This is a genomic window from Gilvimarinus xylanilyticus, from assembly GCF_024195295.1.
Lineage (GTDB): Bacteria > Pseudomonadota > Gammaproteobacteria > Pseudomonadales > Cellvibrionaceae > Gilvimarinus > Gilvimarinus xylanilyticus.
In genome coordinates this window covers 716,780-736,824 of sequence record NZ_JAMFTH010000001.1, presented here as the reverse complement: position 1 = coordinate 736,824, position 20,045 = coordinate 716,780, and the positions used below count along the sequence as shown (strand labels likewise).

Below are 20,045 nucleotides of genomic sequence, written 5' to 3'. Positions count from 1 at the left end.
CCCAAGCCTTCAAAATCTTAACCGACGAACCATCAGGCAATGGATATGCTTTTATCCAAGTACACGTCCTGAATCGTATGCAACAGGTTGACGCCGTCGGCGAACGGGCGCTGAAACGCCTTGCGACCGGATATCAGCCCCATGCCGCCGGCGCGCTTGTTAATCACCGCGGTGCGAACCGCCTCGGCAAAATCGCCTTCGCCGGTTGAGGCGCCACCGGAATTGATCAAACCGATGCGACCCATATAGCAGTTGGCAACCTGATAGCGTCCCAGATCAATGGGGTGCTCGGTGGTTAGCTCACCGTACACTTTGGGGTGTGTCTTACCCACCTTGACAGCATTAAAGCCGCCATTGGTTTCCGCCGTTTTTTGCTTAATAATGTCCGCTTGAATGGTCACGCCCAAGTGATTCGCCTGGCCGGTCAAATCGGCCGCCAAGTGAAAATCTCCGTCAGCCGTTTTAAAACCATCGTTACGCAAGTAACACCACAGAATCGTCACCATACCCAGCTCGTGAGCCTGCTGAAACGCTTCGGAAATTTCCTGCAGCTGGCGACGCGAACTCTCGGAACCGAAATACACCGTCGCGCCAATACCAACGGCGCCCATATCATAGGCTTGGCGCACCTGGCCAAATAAGCGCTGGTCGTAACTGGAGGGATAAACCATCGCGTCGTTGTGATTAAGCTTTACAATAAAAGGGATTTTATGGGCGTAACGGCGCGCCACAGAACCCAGGCCACCCAATGTTGACGCCACCGCATTGCAGCCACCTTCTATCGCCAGCTCGACAATATTTTGCGGGTCAAAATAGATCGGGTTGGGCGCGAAAGTGGCGCCCGCCGAGTGTTCAATACCCTGATCCACGGGCAAAATAGACATATACCCCGTACCCGACAAACGACCGGCTGAAAGCAACGACTGGTAATTGCGCAGCACCGGCGCGGGGCGATCGGTCACAGAAAAAATATTGTCGACATAATCCGGGCTGGGCTGAATGATGCTGTCTTTGGGAATCGCCTGACACTGATGCCCTAATAATGATTCAGCCTCTTCGCCAAGCAAACTTATAATGTCGTTTTTCATTTTCTCACCTCAATCATCTTGTCACCGCAGGGCACTTTTCCAAGCTTGCCTGCGACTCTTTTGTTATCGTCAAAACATTTCTCGTTGATACACGCGGCACGTAGGAATGCCTTTAGGGGCTGTTCGCACACAGGGGTGGACAACCCCTCCAGACACAAAGGGCTGGGTCACAGGGGCAATAGCGATATTCCCGAGCAAACGGTTCGTTACCCGAGCATCGCGATATCACGCAGCAACAAATCACAGACTATCATTATCAATCATTTTAAATCAACTACAATCTATAAGATGTCAGGCTGGCGATGAGAAAGTGCCAAGAAGGCATCAGGCGCCCCAGAAATAGAGTTTGAGCCGCACTATTACGGCATGGACCGACTCAAGAAAAGCCTTATTGTGGCCCTTGAACAAGCGCTTTATTAAGGCGGCTGATTCTGCGTCTGCCAGAATCACATAAAATCTATTTAAACCATTTGTAGTCATTAAAGATCATATAATGATAGTCTTACCCCCGCAGACTGGCCTGACAAGACTCAGGGGCGACACGATAAGACACACCCCGGCGCCTTGGTCTGGCCGTTTCCGATCTATCGACAATGATAAAAAGCATTATTCACCGGCATTTAACTCGCGAGGAAATCAGCATGTGGAAGGGACGAGTCAGTTTCTTTATTTCCATGGTCCTAACTCTTTTAGTCAGCAAGGCCAGTCTGGCCGATGACTTGCGCCCACCGCACATTTTTATTGCCGGCGACTCAACCGCCGCCTCTTACCAAGAAAAGGACCACCAGGGATGGGGGGCGCAGCTGCAATCTTACTTTGACGAACAGCAAGTCACCGTCAACAACCACGCCCGTGGCGGCAGGAGCAGCCGAACCTTTATCACCGAAGGCTTATGGCAAGCGCTGATCGAGGACGTAGAACCCGGAGACCTGGTACTGATTCAGTTCGGCCATAACGATGCCGGTGAAATTAATGACGACCGGCGCGCTCGCGGCTCACTGCCTGGGTTAGGCAACGAGCAAACCGATATTGCCAACCAAGTGACCGACAAAGATGAAACCGTCTATACCTTTGGCCACTATATTCGCCAGATGGTGGCCGACGTGCGCGCCCAAGACGCCACGCCGATCCTGCTGTCGTTAACCGCGCGCAATCGCTGGGACCAGGGGAGAATTGAACGGCGCAACGGCCAGTACAGCTACTGGATGCACCAACTGGCCTGGGAACTGGAAACCCCGTTTATCGATGTCACCAACCTGGTGGCCGACAAGCTGGAAAAGCTCGGCCCCGCAAAAGTGGCAGAACTCTACCCGAAAGATCACACCCACTTTAATGCCGCCGGTGCCGAAATTCATGCCGAGACTATTGTCTCCGCGTTGAAGGGCCTGCGCCCCACCCTGGCGGAGGATTTATATTCCGATAAAGGGCGCGAGGTTATCGCCTACGATTGGACCTTTTTACGTCTGCCGGTGGTCGCCGACCCGGAAAAAACCAGCATTTTTATGGTGGGCGATTCCACGGTGCGCAACGGCTGGGGCGATGGCGCCGGTGGCCAATGGGGCTGGGGCGATTTTCTGGGGAATTACCTCGAGAATGATTCCTACAACCTGGTCAATCGCGCCATTGGCGGCTTTAGCAGCCGCACCTTTGTCACCGGCGGGCACTGGCAACGCGCCCTAAATATGACCCAGCCTGGGGATTATGTGTTAATTCAATTCGGCCACAATGATTCGGCAGCGCTCAACGACGATCAGCGCGCCCGGGGCACCATAGACGGCATCAGCAATGCGCAGGAAACCATCGACAATATGCTGACCGGTAAAACTGAGACGGTTCACACCTACGGCTGGTACCTGCGCAAAATGATCGGCGAGGCGATGGCGCGCGGCGTAACGCCGGTTCTTTTTACCCCTGTGCCCCGCAAAATCTGGGATGACAGCGGCGACAAAATCGCCCGCCCCGACGACAGCTACCCCCAATGGGCACGCCAGGTCGCGAGCATTAGCGGGGTAAAACTGATTGATCTGCACGAACTGGTAGGCCAGCGCTACGACGAGTTAGGCCCAGAAAAAGTAGAAGCATTTTTTGCCGACGAACACACCCACACCTCACTCGAGGGGGCAAAGTTCACCGCCGAGATTGTCGCCGATGAACTGGCCGACGGGTTGCAATAGCAATAGACGCGCTAAAACACACTCAGTAAAACAAAAGCGTTTTACAAAGACGAACGATTAAATAGGACAAAACACTATGCTGAACTTGGGCCTGAGAGCACACGACTACGGCCAGGGTACACCCGCAGAGATCGCCGCCCGGCTCGGCCAATATAACGCGTCTTGCGTACAGCTTGCCCCCGCCAAATCCTTTCCCTTTATCGGTGAGCAACCCGGGCAACTAAGCCCGGGCTTTGCGAACCAGGTACGCGATACGTTTGCCGCACAGGGAATTTCCATAGCGGTATTGGGCTGCTATATCAACCCCATCCACCCAGACCCGGTGGCCAAAGAGCAAGCGCTACAACGCTTTGAAGAACATTTGCGCTTTGCGCGGGATTTTGGGTGCGCGATTGTGGGCACCGAGACTGGATCAAAAAATGGCGATTGCACTTTTCACCCAGACAGCCAGAAAAAAGAGTCGTTTATAGAACTGGTGGACGCGGTTCGGCGCCTGGCCGACACGGCGGAAAAATACGGCACTATTGTGGGTATTGAAGGCGTGGCGCACCATCATACGGTGCACACTTACGAAAAAATGTTGGAGCTGCTGGAGCTAGTAGACTCGCCCAATGTTCAGGTGATTTACGACCCGGTTAACTTTTTTCCGCTGGACCAATGCCACCGGCAGCAAGCGCTAATGGACGAGGCTTTCGATTTGTTTGGCGATCGCATTGTGGCCATTCACAGCAAAGACTTTGTGATTAAAGACGGCCTGAAACACGGCGACTTGCCTTCGGGTAGCGGCGACATGGATCACCGCTATTTGTTCGAAAAATTGCAAAAACTCAAACCAGGCATTCACACCATTCTGGAAAGTACTAACCCGGATAACGTGCAGGGTATTTTGCAGCATCTTCGTCAGTGCGCTGAGTAAACCAGCGCTCGGGAAAGCCCCACAGTTTAATACTGAGCGACTTCCCAGCTTGTCGCTCAGTTTCCTTCAGGCGCTTCCAGGGTAAACACCGGGCTTGGGGGAACATCGACAGAGTCCGGTGAGCCAGGTGTAGCCGGATCAAAAGGCGGCACTTCATCGCGCAAATGCACCGCCAGCGCAGGCACATGCTTGCGAATACCTTCAACCACCGCACGCGCCAGCTGATCCGCACCGTACACACTGTGGTGAGTATCGTCCTTAATAGGTTTTGTCTGGCCAGGAAAGCTGTTTGCCGGAAAGTGAACAAACGCTTCTTTAGAGTCCGCCTCGCCAAGCGCGGCGTAAATCTCCAAGCTCATCCGGTGCAAATCAATCACCGCGACGCCCTGCTCTTGCCCTACCTGACGTACCGCCTGGGCGAAATCGGTCAGGGTTTCTGTGGGCTTGTTATCTTTCCAACGCCGACGCTCCATGGGCGTAACCAATACGACAATACCGCCCTTAGCGCGCACCGCCGCAATGTATTCACGTAAATCCTGCTTATAAGTCGTGAACGGACCGGCGCCCTCGGTTTTATCTTTCTGATCATTGTGACCGAACTGAATAAATAGATAGTCTTCGGGTTTCATGGCCCCCAGTACTTTTTCCAACCTGTGCTCCGCTTCAAAACTAAACAGCGCCCGCCCCGATTCGGCGTGATTAGCGATGGCCACGTTCGCGTCAAAAAAGGCCGGCAGTATCTGTCCCCAACCGGCCCAGGGCTCTTTGCGCTGATCGGTAACCGTGGAATCCCCGGCAATAAACACCGTGGTTGTCTCTGGCACCGGCGTAATCTCAAGGGCTTTCACGGCGGCGGGGCTGCCGAGAAACTCGAGCGTCAAATACTTATCCCAGTGCGCAATCATCGGTGGGCCGGTCTCGCGCGCGTTAAGGCTTACGCGCCCACCAGTTTCAAGCTGGGGGCTGCGTCTGTTTACGGTGAACGATGCCTCGGTCTGCTCTCCCGCTGCCGTTACCACAGAGCGTAGCAGCAACCGACGCGATTCAGCTTTTATCGTAGTTTGGGCTGCACGGTCCGCACCCAAAATAGCTTTCACCTGGTAATTGCCCTCCGGCACATCCACCGCCAGCGTAAAAGGTTTATCCGAGACACAAGCGTCCCCCTCGTCGCAATCGGGAGTATTGACGCCCACCCATCCGTAGCCGCGCTCAGGTGAGTATCGTGTTTGCGAGCCAAGCGTTGTATAGCCTTCCGCTGCAGTGGAACCAAAATCAAACCGATAGACTTTCGCGTCGGACTCTAAAGCCGTGGTTTGCAAAACACGGGTTTCCGGCGGGCCATCGTAGGAAGGTTTTAACCCGCCGAAATCAATCACAAATTTATCCACCACAACCCCGGCATCCACGGCCACTAAATGCAGGGTATGCCAGCCAGGTTCAAGCGCCTGGGGAAGCTGCACAGTCGCGTGAGCGGCATTGGCTAAGACCTGCTCTTTCCACTCTTGACTGTAGGTATCAAAGCCCTCGGTTACGTTAACCGCAAGCGGCTGGTTATCATCCAACGCCAGAGCCAAACGCAACCCCTTGCCGGGCACAATCGGATGCGTTGGCAACAAGCGAACATGCGCTTGGGCCTCGCCGCCGCTTGCCACATAAAAGCGATAGCTAAGCTTCGGAGCGGCATCCGGGTTAACGGTAAGAGTCGATGGCAATAGCGTCACCGCTGAACCTGTGCGCCCCAGGCCTTCCACCGAACGCCAGCCGCCTTCGGCATTGTCCTCGCGCGCGGTGAAATGCCCGGCATTGATGGACACTACCCCTTCGAACTCAAAAAAGTCTCCCACTCGGGCATCGGAGGGTATTTGCGCGGTGGACAAGTCGCGACTGTTGATCGCAGGTTTAAGCGACTCTTTGACCGTCTTTTGTTGCGCGCCCAAAGGCGGAAGAGGCTCGGGTTGGAAACGCAGCCAATCCTTGGGAGAGACGCCACCATTGGTGAGAATATGTTGCCACTTGCCAGCGGCAAGCTCGCGGTTGTACCTACGGGTTAAGGATTCTATACGCTTTGCGGCCTGCTCAGCCGCTGCAAAGGTCGCCGGAGCGGCGGGTGCGCCACGGGCTTTTTGTCGCCTGGCAAGCTCTGCCAAAAAATAACGCTGGTTAGCGGCCGCCGCTGCACGCACCGGGTATTCCACCAGCTGATAGAACGCATCCCGTGCGGCTGGGGCAATTGAACTTGCGATCTGCGCGGTATCCGACTCCAGCTTTTGATAGGCCTGCAAGCGCTGTTCGATTTCCGCGTCGGTCAACTCGGTGGGCTGATAGTCTTGCAAAGAAAGATGCCACTGCAGGTGTTCCGGTTTGCGCGCAAACGCCAGGTGCTGATGACGCTTCCAGATGTCGGCTATGGCCTTCCCATGCTCGGCGCCAAAGTCCCGCCCGGCCATCTCCTGCAGAAACTGCATGGGCGCCTCGGGCGAAGTGCGATCGGCATGCCAGGCGAGGTCGAGAAAAAACTCCGTGCTTAACTCATGGGCTTTTAAATCGCCCACATTACCCACCCAAAAAGAACGGGCGCCCTGCTCGTAGGCGCGAATCATTTCCGACCACACCAGCGACACCGATTGCGAATCGAACCAGAGCCAGGAAAGCGGCGAGCCCAAATACGATAAGTGATAATAAACCCCGAGCCCACCGGAGCGCGCTCGCTCCTGGGGTGTCGCGTAGCGGCGCACATAGCCGAAATTATCGTCCGGCCAGACAATGGTTACATCCTCGGGCACCTTGAGCCCCGCGTTGTAATCCTTAAGCACTTCTTTGTAGGGAACAAAAATTTGTGCCGCTTGGGTAGCATCGCCATCGCCCAAATGTTCTGCCAACAAATTTCGTTGCGCAGCAAAAAGTTCCTCCAACACACCGATGCGCTCTTGCTGAGACTCGGGCCCGAGAATGCCGCTGTCGTGAATGCCGCGCATGCCCAAAGTCCACAGGCTTTCGCCGGAGCGGCGCTCTTTAACCCGCTGCTCCCAGTAAGTCATTACCGTGTCGCGGTGAGTCAAAAAGTTGTACTGGTTTTTGGGTTTATCCCACTCGCCCACGTTATTGCGCAGCATGGGCTCGGCGTGGCTGGAACCGACTACAATCGCATAGTCGTCGGCCAAAGCGCTGTTGCCCTCTACCTGATGAAAAGGCGTGGTACAGGGGTGCATGCCGGGCCAGATAGCATTGGCACGCAGGCGCAACATAAGCTCAAAAATACGCGCGTAGGTTTTGGGCCCCAAGGTGCCCACGTCCGGCTCAAAGGTTTTTTCGGCCCACGCCCCCAGCCCCCAGCATTCGTCGTTAATAAAAATACCGCGATACTTTACCGCAGGCGCATCCACCGCTTCGCGCCCAAGGCTCAGATATAAATGCTCGCGCCGCTCAACCGGCACATCGGCCCACCAGTACCAGGGCGAGACGCCAATACGCTGCGATAGCTCATAAACACCAAAAGCCACCCCGCGAGGGTCGGCGCCTTCAACAGCCAAGACTGTCGAGTCGGCCGACAGCTGAAACGCCTCCCAGCGATTTTGTAAGTCAGCGGCGAGCCCCACCTGAACAAAAGGCGTATTGCGAGGCGGCGTGTTGAGAATATCCGGCCGCACGCCGGTCACACGCTCGACATCGGCAGCAAAATCGCGCACGGCAATCTGTATCACCTTGGCTGCATTCTCAGCGACGACTATGGGCGCTGCCCGATTGCCACTGACGAGTTCGAATGCCGTCGCTGACGAATGGTCAGCAGGCGGCGTTGTAAGAGGTCGAATATTATCGGCCTGGGCCGTCAGTGCGAGCAGCAAAAACAGGAATAAAAAATATCGCATCAGTCACGCTCCGGAATATTTTCAGGCGCCTGCTCACTAATCAACGCCATAATCTGAATGGCCGTCAATCCAAATTGCGAAACGGCGTTGGTAGACACCCCGCGCGCTTCGGTGACCGGAGCCAACACCGCAGGCGGAGTAATGGTGTTCGACGGATAAGGCGCGCCGTACACTTTTATGCCCGCCTTAGCGTCAAAAAATTCACCCCAGGCCCGATTTGCCAATGCTTTGTCATCCAGTTTCCAGGCAGAGTATGCGGTCATGCGGGAATGCGCCTGCCCCAGATTAAGATTGCGGTTATAGGGCTGGCCGATAATGTCGGCTTTCTCTTCTCGGGAGGCATTAAAAAAGCGCCCGTACTGAATAAACGCCGCCTCGTATTCGGGCACGTCCAGCAACTGAATCAACTCGGCATTAATCTCTACGCCGCCGAACACCATTGCCAAATGGGAGCCGGACACCCCCTCACCAACTCGGTAAAAGCGGCTTGTGTCGGGATCGTAAGCGGTACCCGATGAAAGCAAACCCTGTTTAAATTCGCCGATGCTGCGCATCGCGCGCAAAAGCTTGTCCTTATACTCGGGTTCACCCGTGCGTTCCCACTCGGTCAGCCAGGCGGCAGCCACCGAGTTCCAGTCGGTACCCAGCCCCATCATCATGCTGTAGGGTTTGCCGGCAAAATCCGGTTGGGGGCGGTTGAGTTTACGCAGCGGCGGCACGTCCAGCAGGCGGCGCTCGGCCCCCAGAGTTGCGCGCATTAAATCCCCCACCCGTTCATCGGCGGTCAGATAATAATAAAAGCGACGATTGGCGGGGGTGCTAATACGCAACTGTTTAGCGCTGTCGCCCCAGTGTTTAACATTGTGGCGCGAGCCCAGCCCCTCGAAACGCCCCAGGTGGTACACATCCACTTCACCGGTGTGGCGGGTCATGGCTTCGGCCATGCTAAACACATCGGCGCGACCGGTGCGCAAGAAGGAATACCAAAGCCAAATGTCCGGCGAAAGCTCGGAGTTGGCCCAGGCAAAACCGCCTACGTCATAGCGCCAGGTGTGGCGGTCGTGATCGTAACTGTGCATCACATCGCCATAATCCCAAAAGCCGTACCAGTGGTGCTCTTCGACCTGAGTCAGGTAATGATCCAGGTAAAAATCCAGCTGATCTTCAATGGCGGCTTTGGCCGGGGTGGAGCGATCCGGCAAGCTCCACAGGGCCGCGCCAAAAACGCCGGCCGCTTTATAATCTTTTGGGCGGGCTACCATTTGCGGAGGCTCGGCCAGGGTGCGCGCCATTTGCACGGTGGTGTCCCGATCGGGAGTGGCGGGCAGTGCCCAAAGCCGCAACTCGCTGGTGCGCGCCACGCCGGTGGCATCGGCAAAACCCGGCTCGTAATCTTCGTAGGTCACGCCCATGGCATCCAACTGTTTCTCGTGAGTATCCAGCCCCATACCGTCGTGATAAAAACGCATGTCCATAGCGCGAGATTCGGGAGACCAAAACCACAGGGTGACTTGAGCACTGTCGGTTGCGGCATTGCGAATATCCAATTGCGACGGATGGCTCTGCCAGAAATCGCGAATACCAAAGGCCACCCCACCCTCGGGGCTGCCAATATAACCCAGCCCGCTCGAACGTCCACCGGCGGCGGAGTCTACCCAGGCCAAGCCGGGCTGGGTGCGCTTGCGAATTGCAAACGCGTCGGCGCTTAATTGAGTCAGTGTGTAATCGCCAAAGGCGGGAATCACATTGATACGGTCAGAGACACTTTTGGCCCACTGATTAAGCGGCGGTGTCGCCCGTCCATCGATTTGGGCCTGACGTACCGCTTCACCCGGATCGCGGCGCAAACCGGTAATGCCGCGCACCCCTTCGGCAAACAGCCCGTTACTCTCGCCCGAGAAACGCACATGCCGGTCGTGCAGCGGACCGTCCATAGGCACATTAAACCGGACACCCACCCCACGAATAAAATCCTGGTTCTGGTCGCCGTCGTAGATCATGCTATGCACCAGCCGCACCGAATCGTCTCCGGCGTAAAAGTACAGGCGCACCACAAACGGAATCCAGGCTCGGCCGTTCTCACCCAGGTGCTTGCCTTCAACTTTAATCACCGCCCGCAGCGGCCCGTCTTGCTCCAGGGTGACCGTGTTCAGCTGACCGTTAAACGCGTTGACGGTAAGAGGCTCGCCCACTTTTGGCTCGGCCTGATTCTGCGCCAGAATAATCAGGTGACCATTGTGTAGTGTTTCCCGACCTTGACGACTGATCGATTGAATCAGCTGTGTGCCAGACTTTGAGAGCACCGCTTGAATAGCCCCGGTGTCCACACGAATACTGTTTTTGTCCTCGCGCACCGTTAATGCCTGCTCGGGCTGCGGCCCTTTACCGGGCGCGAGCGTCAGCGAGTCGGTGTTCACTGCCAGCGGCGCTATGGCGTGGCCGCTCCATTTCACAGAACCATCGGGCCAGTAGGCCAGTGGCCAACTTTGCACCGGCAAAGATCCGGACTCAGCGCTTAGCGTGAATTCGCTCTGCGCTTGAACCGCGCCTTGGGGCCAGGGCGTGCCCCAAGTGGTGCCCACACTGGCGCGGGCGGTATCGGGTTTCAGCCAATGCACTTTCACCTCGGGTTTGGCTTGCGCTTCGGCGCTCAAGGCAACCGCCAACAGCAGGCTCGTTAACGCGGCAAAGGTTCTGCAAAATCTCATGGTTATGGCCTTCCTAAAAATCGTGGTTATTATTTTTTCAAGTCTGTCGCCCGGGCATTCAACTTGTCGGGCTAATAGTGTGTTTTATAACAGCGAGTAAAATTCACTGGGTAAACGCGGGCTGTCGCCTCTTACTATGGATTTCCCCTATTACGTCTCTGGCACGGACCATTAATTGCGGGGCTTGCATGTTTGGACCAGTGGGTTTTGGCCAATGGTTACGGCAAGGCGTAAACGCGAAAATTTCGGTAGCGAAACTGCGTCCACTTCATTTGCCGAAAACCCATCTTTCCCCCTGCCAGTGACGGGCCGGTGTCAACGCCATCCACCACCGGCGTATCATCGGTGTAATCAATCACCTTGCGTTCATCCACATAAAGGCGGATGCGACTGCCCTGTTTTACCAGGGTGATCTCGTGAGGGCGCGTGGATTCTGTGGGAATACCAAGCTCGCCTTTTTGCAGCAAGCTAAAGGTATTGTTCTTGCGTAAATTGGCGTGGCCGCGGCTTGGGTTGTGCGCGGCATTGGCGTAGTAAGATATGTGGTAACTTTTTATATCACCCTCGGTGTATTGGGTGAAGGTGCCATCTCTCAGAGCCAGCTCCGGGGAAAATATATCTTCACCATTCACGCCAGAAGCGGCAAAAAATACAATCACCAGGCCCGCTTCCAGGTCCAGGTTTTGCGCATCCCAGGTGGCAATAAAATTATCGGGAAACTCTTGTGGACACCAGAATACGTGATGACCTTGCTCGTCCGGGGACAGCATTGTCATCCAGCCCTGGTCGAAAGAAACTTCACCCGGGCCTTCCATTACCCAGTCAGAAACCGATTCGGCGCTGGCAAAATCCGCGCGGTAAAGTAACGGGCCAGGCTCGGGTGGAATTTCCGTTTGCACCTGTTGCGGGGGTACGGTTGCGCAGCCCGCAACCCAAAACAAGCTTAAGGCGAGCATTAGCAAACACAGCCCTTGGGGCGCGGCAACGGTTTTATGACTCACACCCATGCACTACTCCAAATGAAACACTTTATTTAAAGGCGCGGTGACCGGGCTGTTGTCGGCGTGGGTGTCCATAATGTCCGCCATATGCCGCCACCATTTCTGCATTATCTGAGTCTGCGGCAGATCATCCATGCGGTGATTATCTTCGCGCTTAAGCACGCCAAATAACTGCAGGGTTTCTGGGTGCAGAAAAATGGAGTAGTCCGACACCCCAGCGTCCCGAAGTTCTTTCTCAAGTTCCGGCCAGATGTCGTCGTGACGTTTTTGGTATTCCTGTTCGAACCCGGGCTTAAGCTGCATAACAAACGCAATCTTTTCCATTACTCACACTCCGAATGGATGGACTTGGCGGTTTTGTGAATTTGATAAAGCAGCCCCGCCCTATTTTTAAAAAATAAGGCGGGGTAAACGGCAATCAGATGTAGTAGTTCATGTATTCCACCAGCAGCAAAATTGCCATGGACTGACCATAGGGCATGGAGGTTAGCGGAATATCCCGGTAACCCTGCAGGTCGTCAAATACCGGGGTGCCGAAAGACACCTGTTGCAGCTCGCCATCGGCGCTGATGTTATCCAGTACCGCTTTAACCGCCTTAATGCCTACCTCTTCGTATTTTTTATCCAGGTAACCTTTGCGAATACCTTTGAGAATACCGTAGGCAAAACCGGCAGCGGCCGAGGCTTCCAGGTATGAGTCGGGGTCATCCAGCAGTGTGTGCCACAGGCCATCGGCATGTTGGGTTTGTTGCAGCGCCTTAACCTGCGCTTCCAGCGTTTCCTCCAGGAACATGCGCAAGCCATCGGTCTCGGGTAAATCCAGCAGTTCGATAAACTCGGGAATCGCGATGGTCACCCAGCTGTTGCCGCGGGCCCACAAAGCATCGGCGAAGTTGTGGTTGCCATCGAAGGTCCAGCCGTGAAACCACAAGCCGGTTTTACGATCCGCCAAATATTTAATGTGGAGCATAAACTGACGCTTGGCTTCTTCCACATAATGGGGGCGATCCAGCACCAGACCGATTTTGGCAAGCGGCATAACGCTCATCATCAAGGTGTCGTCCCAGATCTGCTGGTAGTTCTCTGAGTTGTAAACGATGTGTTGCAAACCATTTTCGGCGGTGCGGGGCATATCGCGCATCACCCACTCTGACCACACATCCAGATAAGGCAAGTAGGAGCGGTCGCCGTTACGCTCATACATATAAGCCAGGGTCAGAAAAGGCGAATAGGTGTTTACGTTTTTGGTAGTGGTGCCTTCTTTAAAACGATCACTAAACCAGTCTTCAATAATTTGTCGGGGTTTATCATCACCGGTGATGTCCCAGTATTTCATCAAGCCATACAAGCCGATTCCGTGGGTCCACTCCCACCCGGCCCAGCCTTTGGTATCAATCACCCGGCCGTCTTCCAGCTTAAGCAAAAACTCGCCGGTTTCGTCTTTAATGTTAACCAGATTATCGATCAGCTTATCAATGCTGTTGCGGACGTTGGTGTATTCAATGTTATGAGCAACCGTAGGCATACTTGTTACAACCTCTAGAGTATTAAATGAGTTAAAAACCGGTCCGGCGTTTACAACGCATTACCAATCAACGCTAAATTTTGGATCGCGGCCAAGCCCCACTGGGAGCTGTCATTGGTGGACAACCAGGGAGCCTCGACTACCGGGTTGAGCACCTGTGGCCCTTTTACATCGAGAATAGCCTGATGATCGCCCGTCCACTGCAGGGCAAATTCCTGCGGCAGGCGGAACTCTTTCCAGGCGCGCTTGGCCAGAGCCGAATCTTTGTTCTGCGCGGCGGCGTAGGCCGTCAGGCGCGAGTGCGGCGCTTCCAAGTGAGTGCCAAAGGCTTTGCCCACAGCGGCGATCTTTTCCTTATCGCTGGCATTGTACAAGCGGCAGTAGCGCAGCCAGGCGGCTTTGTATTCCGGCACATCCAACAGCTGAATTAGCTCGGCATTAATCTCTACCAGGCCGAAGACCGCACTTAGGTGCGATACCTGGGCCTCGCCATCCGCCGGTGCAAACAACTTTTTGGTCGTTGGATCGAACCCGTAGGTGCCAGCAAAAAATCCATCGGCATTGCCGCCAATAGTGCGCATGGCCCCGATCAGTCGTTGGCGGTACTGATCATCGCCGGTGCGCTCCCAGGCCGTCAGCCAGTTTGACGCCACCGAACCCCAGTCGGTGCCCACTTGCATCCGCTCGGGCCCCGGCACCGGCTCGCGGTTAGCAAGCTTACGGGTGGGGTCGACGCGGGTCAGTGCTTCGCCGGCGTCAATCACTTCGTTGAGTACATCGCCGGTGCGATCGTCACCGGTGAGAAAATAATGAAAACGGCGATAGGCCGCCGTACTGATACGCAACTGTTTGGCACTGCAACCCCAGTGCTGCACATTGTGGCGGGTACCCAGGCCTTTAAAGCGGCCCAAGTGGTAAATATCCACATCCCGGTTATGGCGGGTCATGGCTTCGGCCAGGCGGAAAGTTGCGGCATCGCCACTGCGCAAAAAGGAATACCACAGCCACAAATCCGGCGAGAGTTCGGAGTTATCCCAGGCGTAACCGCCAATGTCGTAACGCCACACGTGGCGGTCAACATCGTAGGTGTGCATGACATCGCCGTAATCCCAAAAGCCATACCAGTGGCGCTGATCCACTTGCTGGCGGTAGTAATTCACCTGCCAGGCGAGGCGATCTTCAATCTGTTTTTTCTTCGGCGAGGAACGATCTGGCAGACTCCACAGGCCACCAAACACACCGGTTTTTAGTATATCTTCGGGGGCCGCCATCACCTGCCCGGGGGTGTTAATTTCGCGGGCCCAGTTGACGCTGGTGGTGCGCGAGGGCGTGGCGCCCATGACACACAGGACAAAATCCGTGGTGCGCGCTACGCCGTAGGCCGTGCCAAAACCCGGTTCGTAATCTTCATAGGTAATGCGCAGCGCATCCAACTGCTGCTCGTAGGTTTCCTGGCCCAGGCCGTCGTGATAAAAACGCACGTCCATGGGCGGCGCCTCGGGCGACCAAAACCATAAGGTGGCTTCGGCTTCTTCCTGCCCTGCATTGCGAATATCAATTTGTACCGGATGCAATTGCCAGAAGTCGCGCATACCGAACAGCACGCCCCCGGAGGCGCCACCCACATAGGCGGTGCCCGCCGCGCGCTGGCCCTGGTCGGCATTGATCCAGCCGTGGCCGGCTTTGGTGCGCTTTTTAATCGCAAAACCATTGGCGGTAAGCTGGGACAGGGTAAAGTCGTTCCAGACCGGAACCCATTTCAGTCTGCTGCTGACATCGCTTGGCCACTCGCTTAAAGGCGGCGTTTTGCGGCCCGCAATCTGGGCGTCGCGCACAGCTTTGCCCGGGTCGCGGCGCAGGCCGGTAATGCCCTGCGGCGATTCGGCCCACAGGCCGTCATTTTCGCCCACAAAACGCACGTGGCGATCGTAGAGTTCATCGCGCTGCACGACATCAAAGCGCAACCCCAGGCCGCGAATAAAATCTTTTTGATCATCGCCATCAAACACAAAACTGTGGCTGATTCGCACCGATTCGGCGCCACTGTATAAGTAAAGGCGCAGGGTGAAGGGTAGCCACTGCTTACCCTTGTCAATTTGGTGAACGCCCTCAATTTTAACCACCGCGCGCACCGGCCCCTCTTGCTCGACCGAAACCGTCTGGGTTTGGGATTGAAACGCAAAGACCTGGGCGACGGCGTCCGGCTCAACTTGGTCCTGTACCAATCCCACCAGACGCGCATTCTTACTTATCGTGCGGCCGTCGCGTGACAGAGTGCTGATAAGATGCTCGCCGCTGGTGGGGACAGAAATTGTCACCACGCCGGTATCCACCGTGATTGATTCAGCGGAGGTGGCCACTCGAACCGGCAGATTCGGGGCGGGTCCGCGCTCCTTTTTTATCTGAAACTGATCCCCGAGTGAGATTCCCGCCGGAACCGCGTGCGCGGTCCACTTGATGCTGCCATCGGGCCAATAGGCGGTTGGCCAGCTCTGCAGGGGTACCTTGTCCCCTGCGGCGTTAACCAAACTCAAAGGCTGCTCGCGCCTGAGTGCCCCCTGCGGCCAGGGGTGCCCCCAGGTTGTACCGGCCTTAACCGCCGGCTCTTTGCCCTCTAGCCAGCTCAGGTGCCCGGACTGGCGCGCCTGGGTGGCCTGCGCCGGTGAGCTGCTCGCACAACCACTGTTGAGCGCCGGGAGCGCAAGGGGAAGAGAAGCGGCCACGCCCCCCTTTTTTAGAAATTCACGTCGATTCATCCAGCATCATTCCCGCACGGTTTTATCGTTATCAGACAGCGACAAAGCTGTAATTTACCGATAAAAACTAGCATGTTCGACACATAATGACAACTATTGATTTGTTTTGTTTTTATATGATTGATTTAAGACTATTATCAATCACCAAAAGAGCTACCCCACACCACCCGTGCCGACACCATCGAGCAGCCTCCCGGCCCCGCGAATTAACACACCGCTGAGCCATATTGAGGCGCAAAACCACTGACGGGAGGAGAAAATGTGCCTGAAGCCTTCCACGGCCCGCCCCCGCTAAAAAGCCCCACGAGAGAGACCGCTAAACACCGATCCTGTTAGCGGTGCTGAAAGGGAACCACATGGGTGTTTTGAATGGCCGCTTCCTTCAACTGGTCGGCGCGAACGTTATTCAGGGTGACGTCTTTTACCGGCAGGGCTTGCTGGCCATTTATCTTGCACAGGTAGCGCGCTTGCTCAATGCGAATATTCTCCAGGGTGATTCCCTCGATGGGCGTCAGGCGGCGCTCGTAGGTGGGCACCAAATCCCGCCACTGATAGAGCACATCCGTGGCAATACTGAGCGCCCCACCCTCCAGGGCAACGGCGGTCACATCTCGCACGGTAATATTGCGCACAAAACCACCGCGACGCTCGTTGGTTTTGATAAATACCAGGTTGCCGGTACCGGCGTACTCGGTGCCGTCGTCAAACTGGCAGTGCTCGACCAGGATATTTTCAACGCCCCCAGACAGCTCGCTGCCCACGGCCAGCAGCTGATGCGCCTGCTTGATTCGGCAGTGGCGCATAACGATATTTTTGGCGGGTCGGTTGAGTCGCCAGGCGTCCTGGTTGCGCCCCGACTTAACCGCGATGGCGTCATCCCCCTGATCAAAGGTGCAATTCTCAATCAGCATGTTTTGCGTCATTTCCGGGTCGACGCCGTCGTTGTTGTGACCGTGGGCGTGCACACTCACACCGCGAATCACAACATCTTTACTGAGAAACGGGTGCAGCACCCAAAAGGGGGAATTCTCTATCGAGATGCCCTCCACCAGAACATGGCGGCAGCGGTTAAACTGCACAAAATGAGGACGCAGGTTGGCCCCCTCATACGCCATTTGACGCTCTTGCACCGGTACGCCCTTGGCGGCCATATGGTACAGCTCGGCCAGAGCATCCATGTGCGGCTCGGGGCGGCCGTACCATACCTCCCACACATCCAGCCGGGCCTTGAGGGTGCCCTTGCCGGTAATGGCAATATTGTCGCAACCATAAGCATAAATAAGGGGCGAGTAGTTATAGCACTCCATTCCCTCCCAGGTAGTCTTTACCGCTGGCAGGTAATCGGCCGGGTCCTCAGAAAACAGCAGAACAGCGCCCTCTTCCAAGTGCAGATTAACGTGACTTTGCAGGTGGATTTTACCGGTCAGCCACTCGCCCCGAGGAATAACCACCGTGCCGCCGCCATTTTCAGAGGCCAGCGCTATGGCGCGGTGAATGGCTTTACCATTGACCACCTTGTCATCCGGCCTGGCACCGAAGTCGGTAATACGGTAGGAAGGTCGACCGGAGAAGTCGGGAATCCGCAGGGTCGGCATGGCAAATGGTGCCGACACGTTAATCTCCTCCATGGGCATGGCTTGTTTTTTCACCAGGGCGGTCGACGTGCAACCGGCCAGCGCGGCCATTGACAGGGCACCGTGCAAAAAAGCGCGGCGATTAACGGCAACGGGGGGAAGGGGCTTATCGCTCATGGCATATACCTCGTGCTGTGGGCAGGCGGCCCCTAGGGCCGCAAGATCAGGGTTTACGACGGCAGCACAACGGCCTTCCACCCATAGGGGGCAACAGTAACGCTTGAGCCTTGCAAAGCCTCGCCACTGGAAGCATCGCGAGCGCCGCTGGGCAGGTCCAAGCGACCACCCTGGCCATCCATGTTGACGGCGATCCACAAACGGCGCCCCTGTTGATCCACTCGCGGCGCCACCACCGTGCCGGCGCTCACCTCAAACGGCGGGCGCAGTTGCAGCTCGCGGGCGTAGCGCTGAATCAACTCACGCAAAAATTGCTCGCCGGTCTCGCCAGAGGGGTGAGCAGACAGCAGTACGACCTTGCCCTTACCCAGTCGGCGTTCGGTGAGAAACGCCGTGCCCGGTGCCAGCTCGGTTTCCAAAGTGCCCAGCACTCGGGTGTCGGCGTGGTCCGCCTTTAGCGCCGCGCACCAACCGGTGAAATCCAGCGTCTTGCCGTCGGCCTTACCCTGTATGCCGGTACCGGTCAGCGGGAAAACATACTCGGCGCTCACACCGGCCACATCATCCAGCAGCCCCAGACCGGAATCGGTGGGAATGCTGTGCTCGCGGCCACGCATACCCGTGCCCGGCCCGGCCAGCCAGATCCCGCCGGCTTTCACAAATTCAATTACCCGCTGCAAAAACTCTTCACTGACATAGGGCATGGCCGGGGTGATCAGAAACTTCAGTCCGTCGAGGGCGGCACCTTCAAACCGGACTTCACGGTGGTACCCCAGCTCAAAGATTTTCTTGTGCCACAGTTGCACCACGCCCTGATACTTATCGGGGAAATTTTCGTCTTTATCCATGGGCTCGGTTTCAATCATCGCCCGGGCGTGGTCGGACCAGGTGACGGCAATTTCCGGCACCAGCGGCTGACTGTTTACCAGCAGCGGTTCCATTTGCTGGCGCATGCGCCCGACTTGTTCGACCTGGGAGTAACCAATAGACGGCTTATACCAACTGCTGAGCACCGCACTGTGGGGAATTTCGGCCCCGGTACGCTGCTGGCGCCAGAGCCAGTAACAAAATCCCTCGCCGCCCATGGCATACACCAGTGACGCCTCGGCCGCGAGATAACCCGGCGGATGCATAACGGTGTGATTCCCCAACCAACCATTGTGCGCCACGCTGGTTTCCATCAGCCAAAAGGGACGCCCCGGTTTGGCGGCGCGATACATATCGCTGCGAAACACCAGCGCATCCCACTGTTCGCTGGAGGGGTAAGCGTCGTAGGAGGCAAAGTCCAAATTTTCAAACAAACGCTCGTGATTCACCGAGAACGCCGGGTTGGTATTGTGGGTAATCGGCGCCTTGGAGTACTGGCGAATAATCTCGCACTGCTGATCCGAGAACTCAGCGATACGCTCCCGGTTAAACATTCGATACGCGGTACTTAGGGAAGCATTGTGCAGAAACGGCGTTTTGAAAGGCGCAGGCACCTGCTCAAACGAATTGTAGTAGGTGCTCCAAATGTGGGTGCCCCACTCCTCGTTCAGTCGCTCAATGGTGCCAAAGCGCTCTTTCAACCAGCGGTGCCAAGAGGCCACAGCCGCGGGACTAAAATCTTCCGCCACATGACATTTGAGTTCGTTATCAATTTGCCACCCCACCAGCGCCGGATGATCTCCCAAGTCCTGCGCAATGGCCTTAATAATTCGGAAACTGGCTTCGCGCACGGCGGGGTGTTCGTAGCTCACATGTTGGCGCGCGCCGTGAATCAAGCGCTCGCCATCGGCGTTAACAAACAAGCGATCCGGGTGGTTGTAAGTCAACCAGCGCGGCGGTGTGGGCGTGGGCGTACAGAACACCACTGAAATACCGGCGTCATGGAACTTATCCATCACGTCGCGAAAAAAGCGAGTGGAAATGTTTCCCTCTTGCGGCTCCATGCTTGACCAGGCGAACTCCCCGATGCGAATCAGGTTAATGCCCAGCTTTTTCATCTCGACGATGTCGCGGTCAACATCCTCTTTCGGCCACAGCTCCGGGTAATAACAAACGCCGTGTACCAAACGATTCATCTGATAAGGGCTCGCGGGCTGAGCGCCGCGCGCCGCGCCACTGCCGGCGTAAACATAAGGGGCGGATGCCGCCATTCCCGTCGCCGAGGCCATCAGTTTCATAGCGCTTCGTCTCGATAGCTGCATGTTCTTCTACTCCCACTGATAATTTTTGTGATGGTAACGTCCTGATCCAAGGGCCCGGGTGGACAAAACCG

General features: G+C 56.1%; 11 protein-coding genes. 2 read left to right on the top strand and 9 right to left on the bottom strand.

The features are described 5' to 3' along the window. Positions 1-32: 32 nt before the first annotated feature. Positions 33-1,088, bottom strand: a complete 1,056-nt coding sequence (locus M6D89_RS03090; protein ID WP_253966567.1) for a class I fructose-bisphosphate aldolase — start codon at positions 1,086-1,088, stop codon at positions 33-35. A gap of 641 nt (positions 1,089-1,729) precedes the next feature. On the opposite strand from M6D89_RS03090, the gene M6D89_RS03085 reads away from it, so the two are divergent. Both M6D89_RS03085 and M6D89_RS03080 read left to right on the top strand, forming a co-directional pair. After that, positions 1,730-3,262, top strand: a complete 1,533-nt coding sequence (locus M6D89_RS03085) for a rhamnogalacturonan acetylesterase (protein WP_253966566.1) — start codon at positions 1,730-1,732, stop codon at positions 3,260-3,262. 76 nt (positions 3,263-3,338) lie between these two features. Next, complete coding sequence (locus tag M6D89_RS03080) at positions 3,339-4,178, top strand: sugar phosphate isomerase/epimerase family protein (RefSeq protein ID WP_253966565.1); 840 nt, start codon at positions 3,339-3,341, stop codon at positions 4,176-4,178. Positions 4,179-4,234: 56 nt separating this feature from the next. Here the strand turns inward: M6D89_RS03080 and M6D89_RS03075 are convergent, their stop codons facing one another. The 8 genes from M6D89_RS03075 to M6D89_RS03040 form a co-directional block, all read right to left on the bottom strand. Further along, positions 4,235-8,044, bottom strand: a complete 3,810-nt coding sequence (locus M6D89_RS03075; protein ID WP_253966564.1) for a glycosyl hydrolase 115 family protein — start codon at positions 8,042-8,044, stop codon at positions 4,235-4,237. Further along, a complete protein-coding gene (locus M6D89_RS03070; protein ID WP_253966563.1) occupies positions 8,044-10,752 on the bottom strand; it encodes an exo-rhamnogalacturonan lyase family protein in 2,709 nt (902 codons plus the stop codon). The genes M6D89_RS03075 and M6D89_RS03070 overlap by 1 nt, the downstream gene beginning before the upstream one ends. A 218-nt stretch (positions 10,753-10,970) precedes the next feature. Continuing rightward, complete coding sequence (locus M6D89_RS03065; RefSeq protein WP_253966562.1) at positions 10,971-11,753, bottom strand: DUF1961 family protein; 783 nt, start codon at positions 11,751-11,753, stop codon at positions 10,971-10,973. Positions 11,754-11,762: 9 nt separating this feature from the next. After that, a complete protein-coding gene (gene rhaM / locus M6D89_RS03060) occupies positions 11,763-12,077 on the bottom strand; it encodes an L-rhamnose mutarotase (RefSeq protein ID WP_253966561.1) in 315 nt (104 codons plus the stop codon). Between the two features lie 94 nt (positions 12,078-12,171). Then, a complete protein-coding gene (bglB, locus tag M6D89_RS03055; protein ID WP_253966560.1) occupies positions 12,172-13,278 on the bottom strand; it encodes a beta-galactosidase BglB in 1,107 nt (368 codons plus the stop codon). 50 nt (positions 13,279-13,328) lie between these two features. Continuing rightward, positions 13,329-16,034 (bottom strand): exo-rhamnogalacturonan lyase family protein, encoded by a 2,706-nt coding sequence (locus M6D89_RS03050; protein ID WP_253966559.1) that lies wholly within the window; start codon positions 16,032-16,034, stop codon positions 13,329-13,331. A gap of 332 nt (positions 16,035-16,366) precedes the next feature. Beyond that, the gene (locus M6D89_RS03045; protein WP_253966558.1) at positions 16,367-17,785 is read right to left on the bottom strand and encodes a glycoside hydrolase family 28 protein; all 1,419 of its coding nucleotides are present in this window, start codon (positions 17,783-17,785) and stop codon (positions 16,367-16,369) included. A gap of 53 nt (positions 17,786-17,838) precedes the next feature. Continuing rightward, positions 17,839-19,950, bottom strand: a complete 2,112-nt coding sequence (locus M6D89_RS03040; protein WP_253966557.1) for a beta-galactosidase — start codon at positions 19,948-19,950, stop codon at positions 17,839-17,841. Positions 19,951-20,045 lie beyond the last annotated feature (95 nt).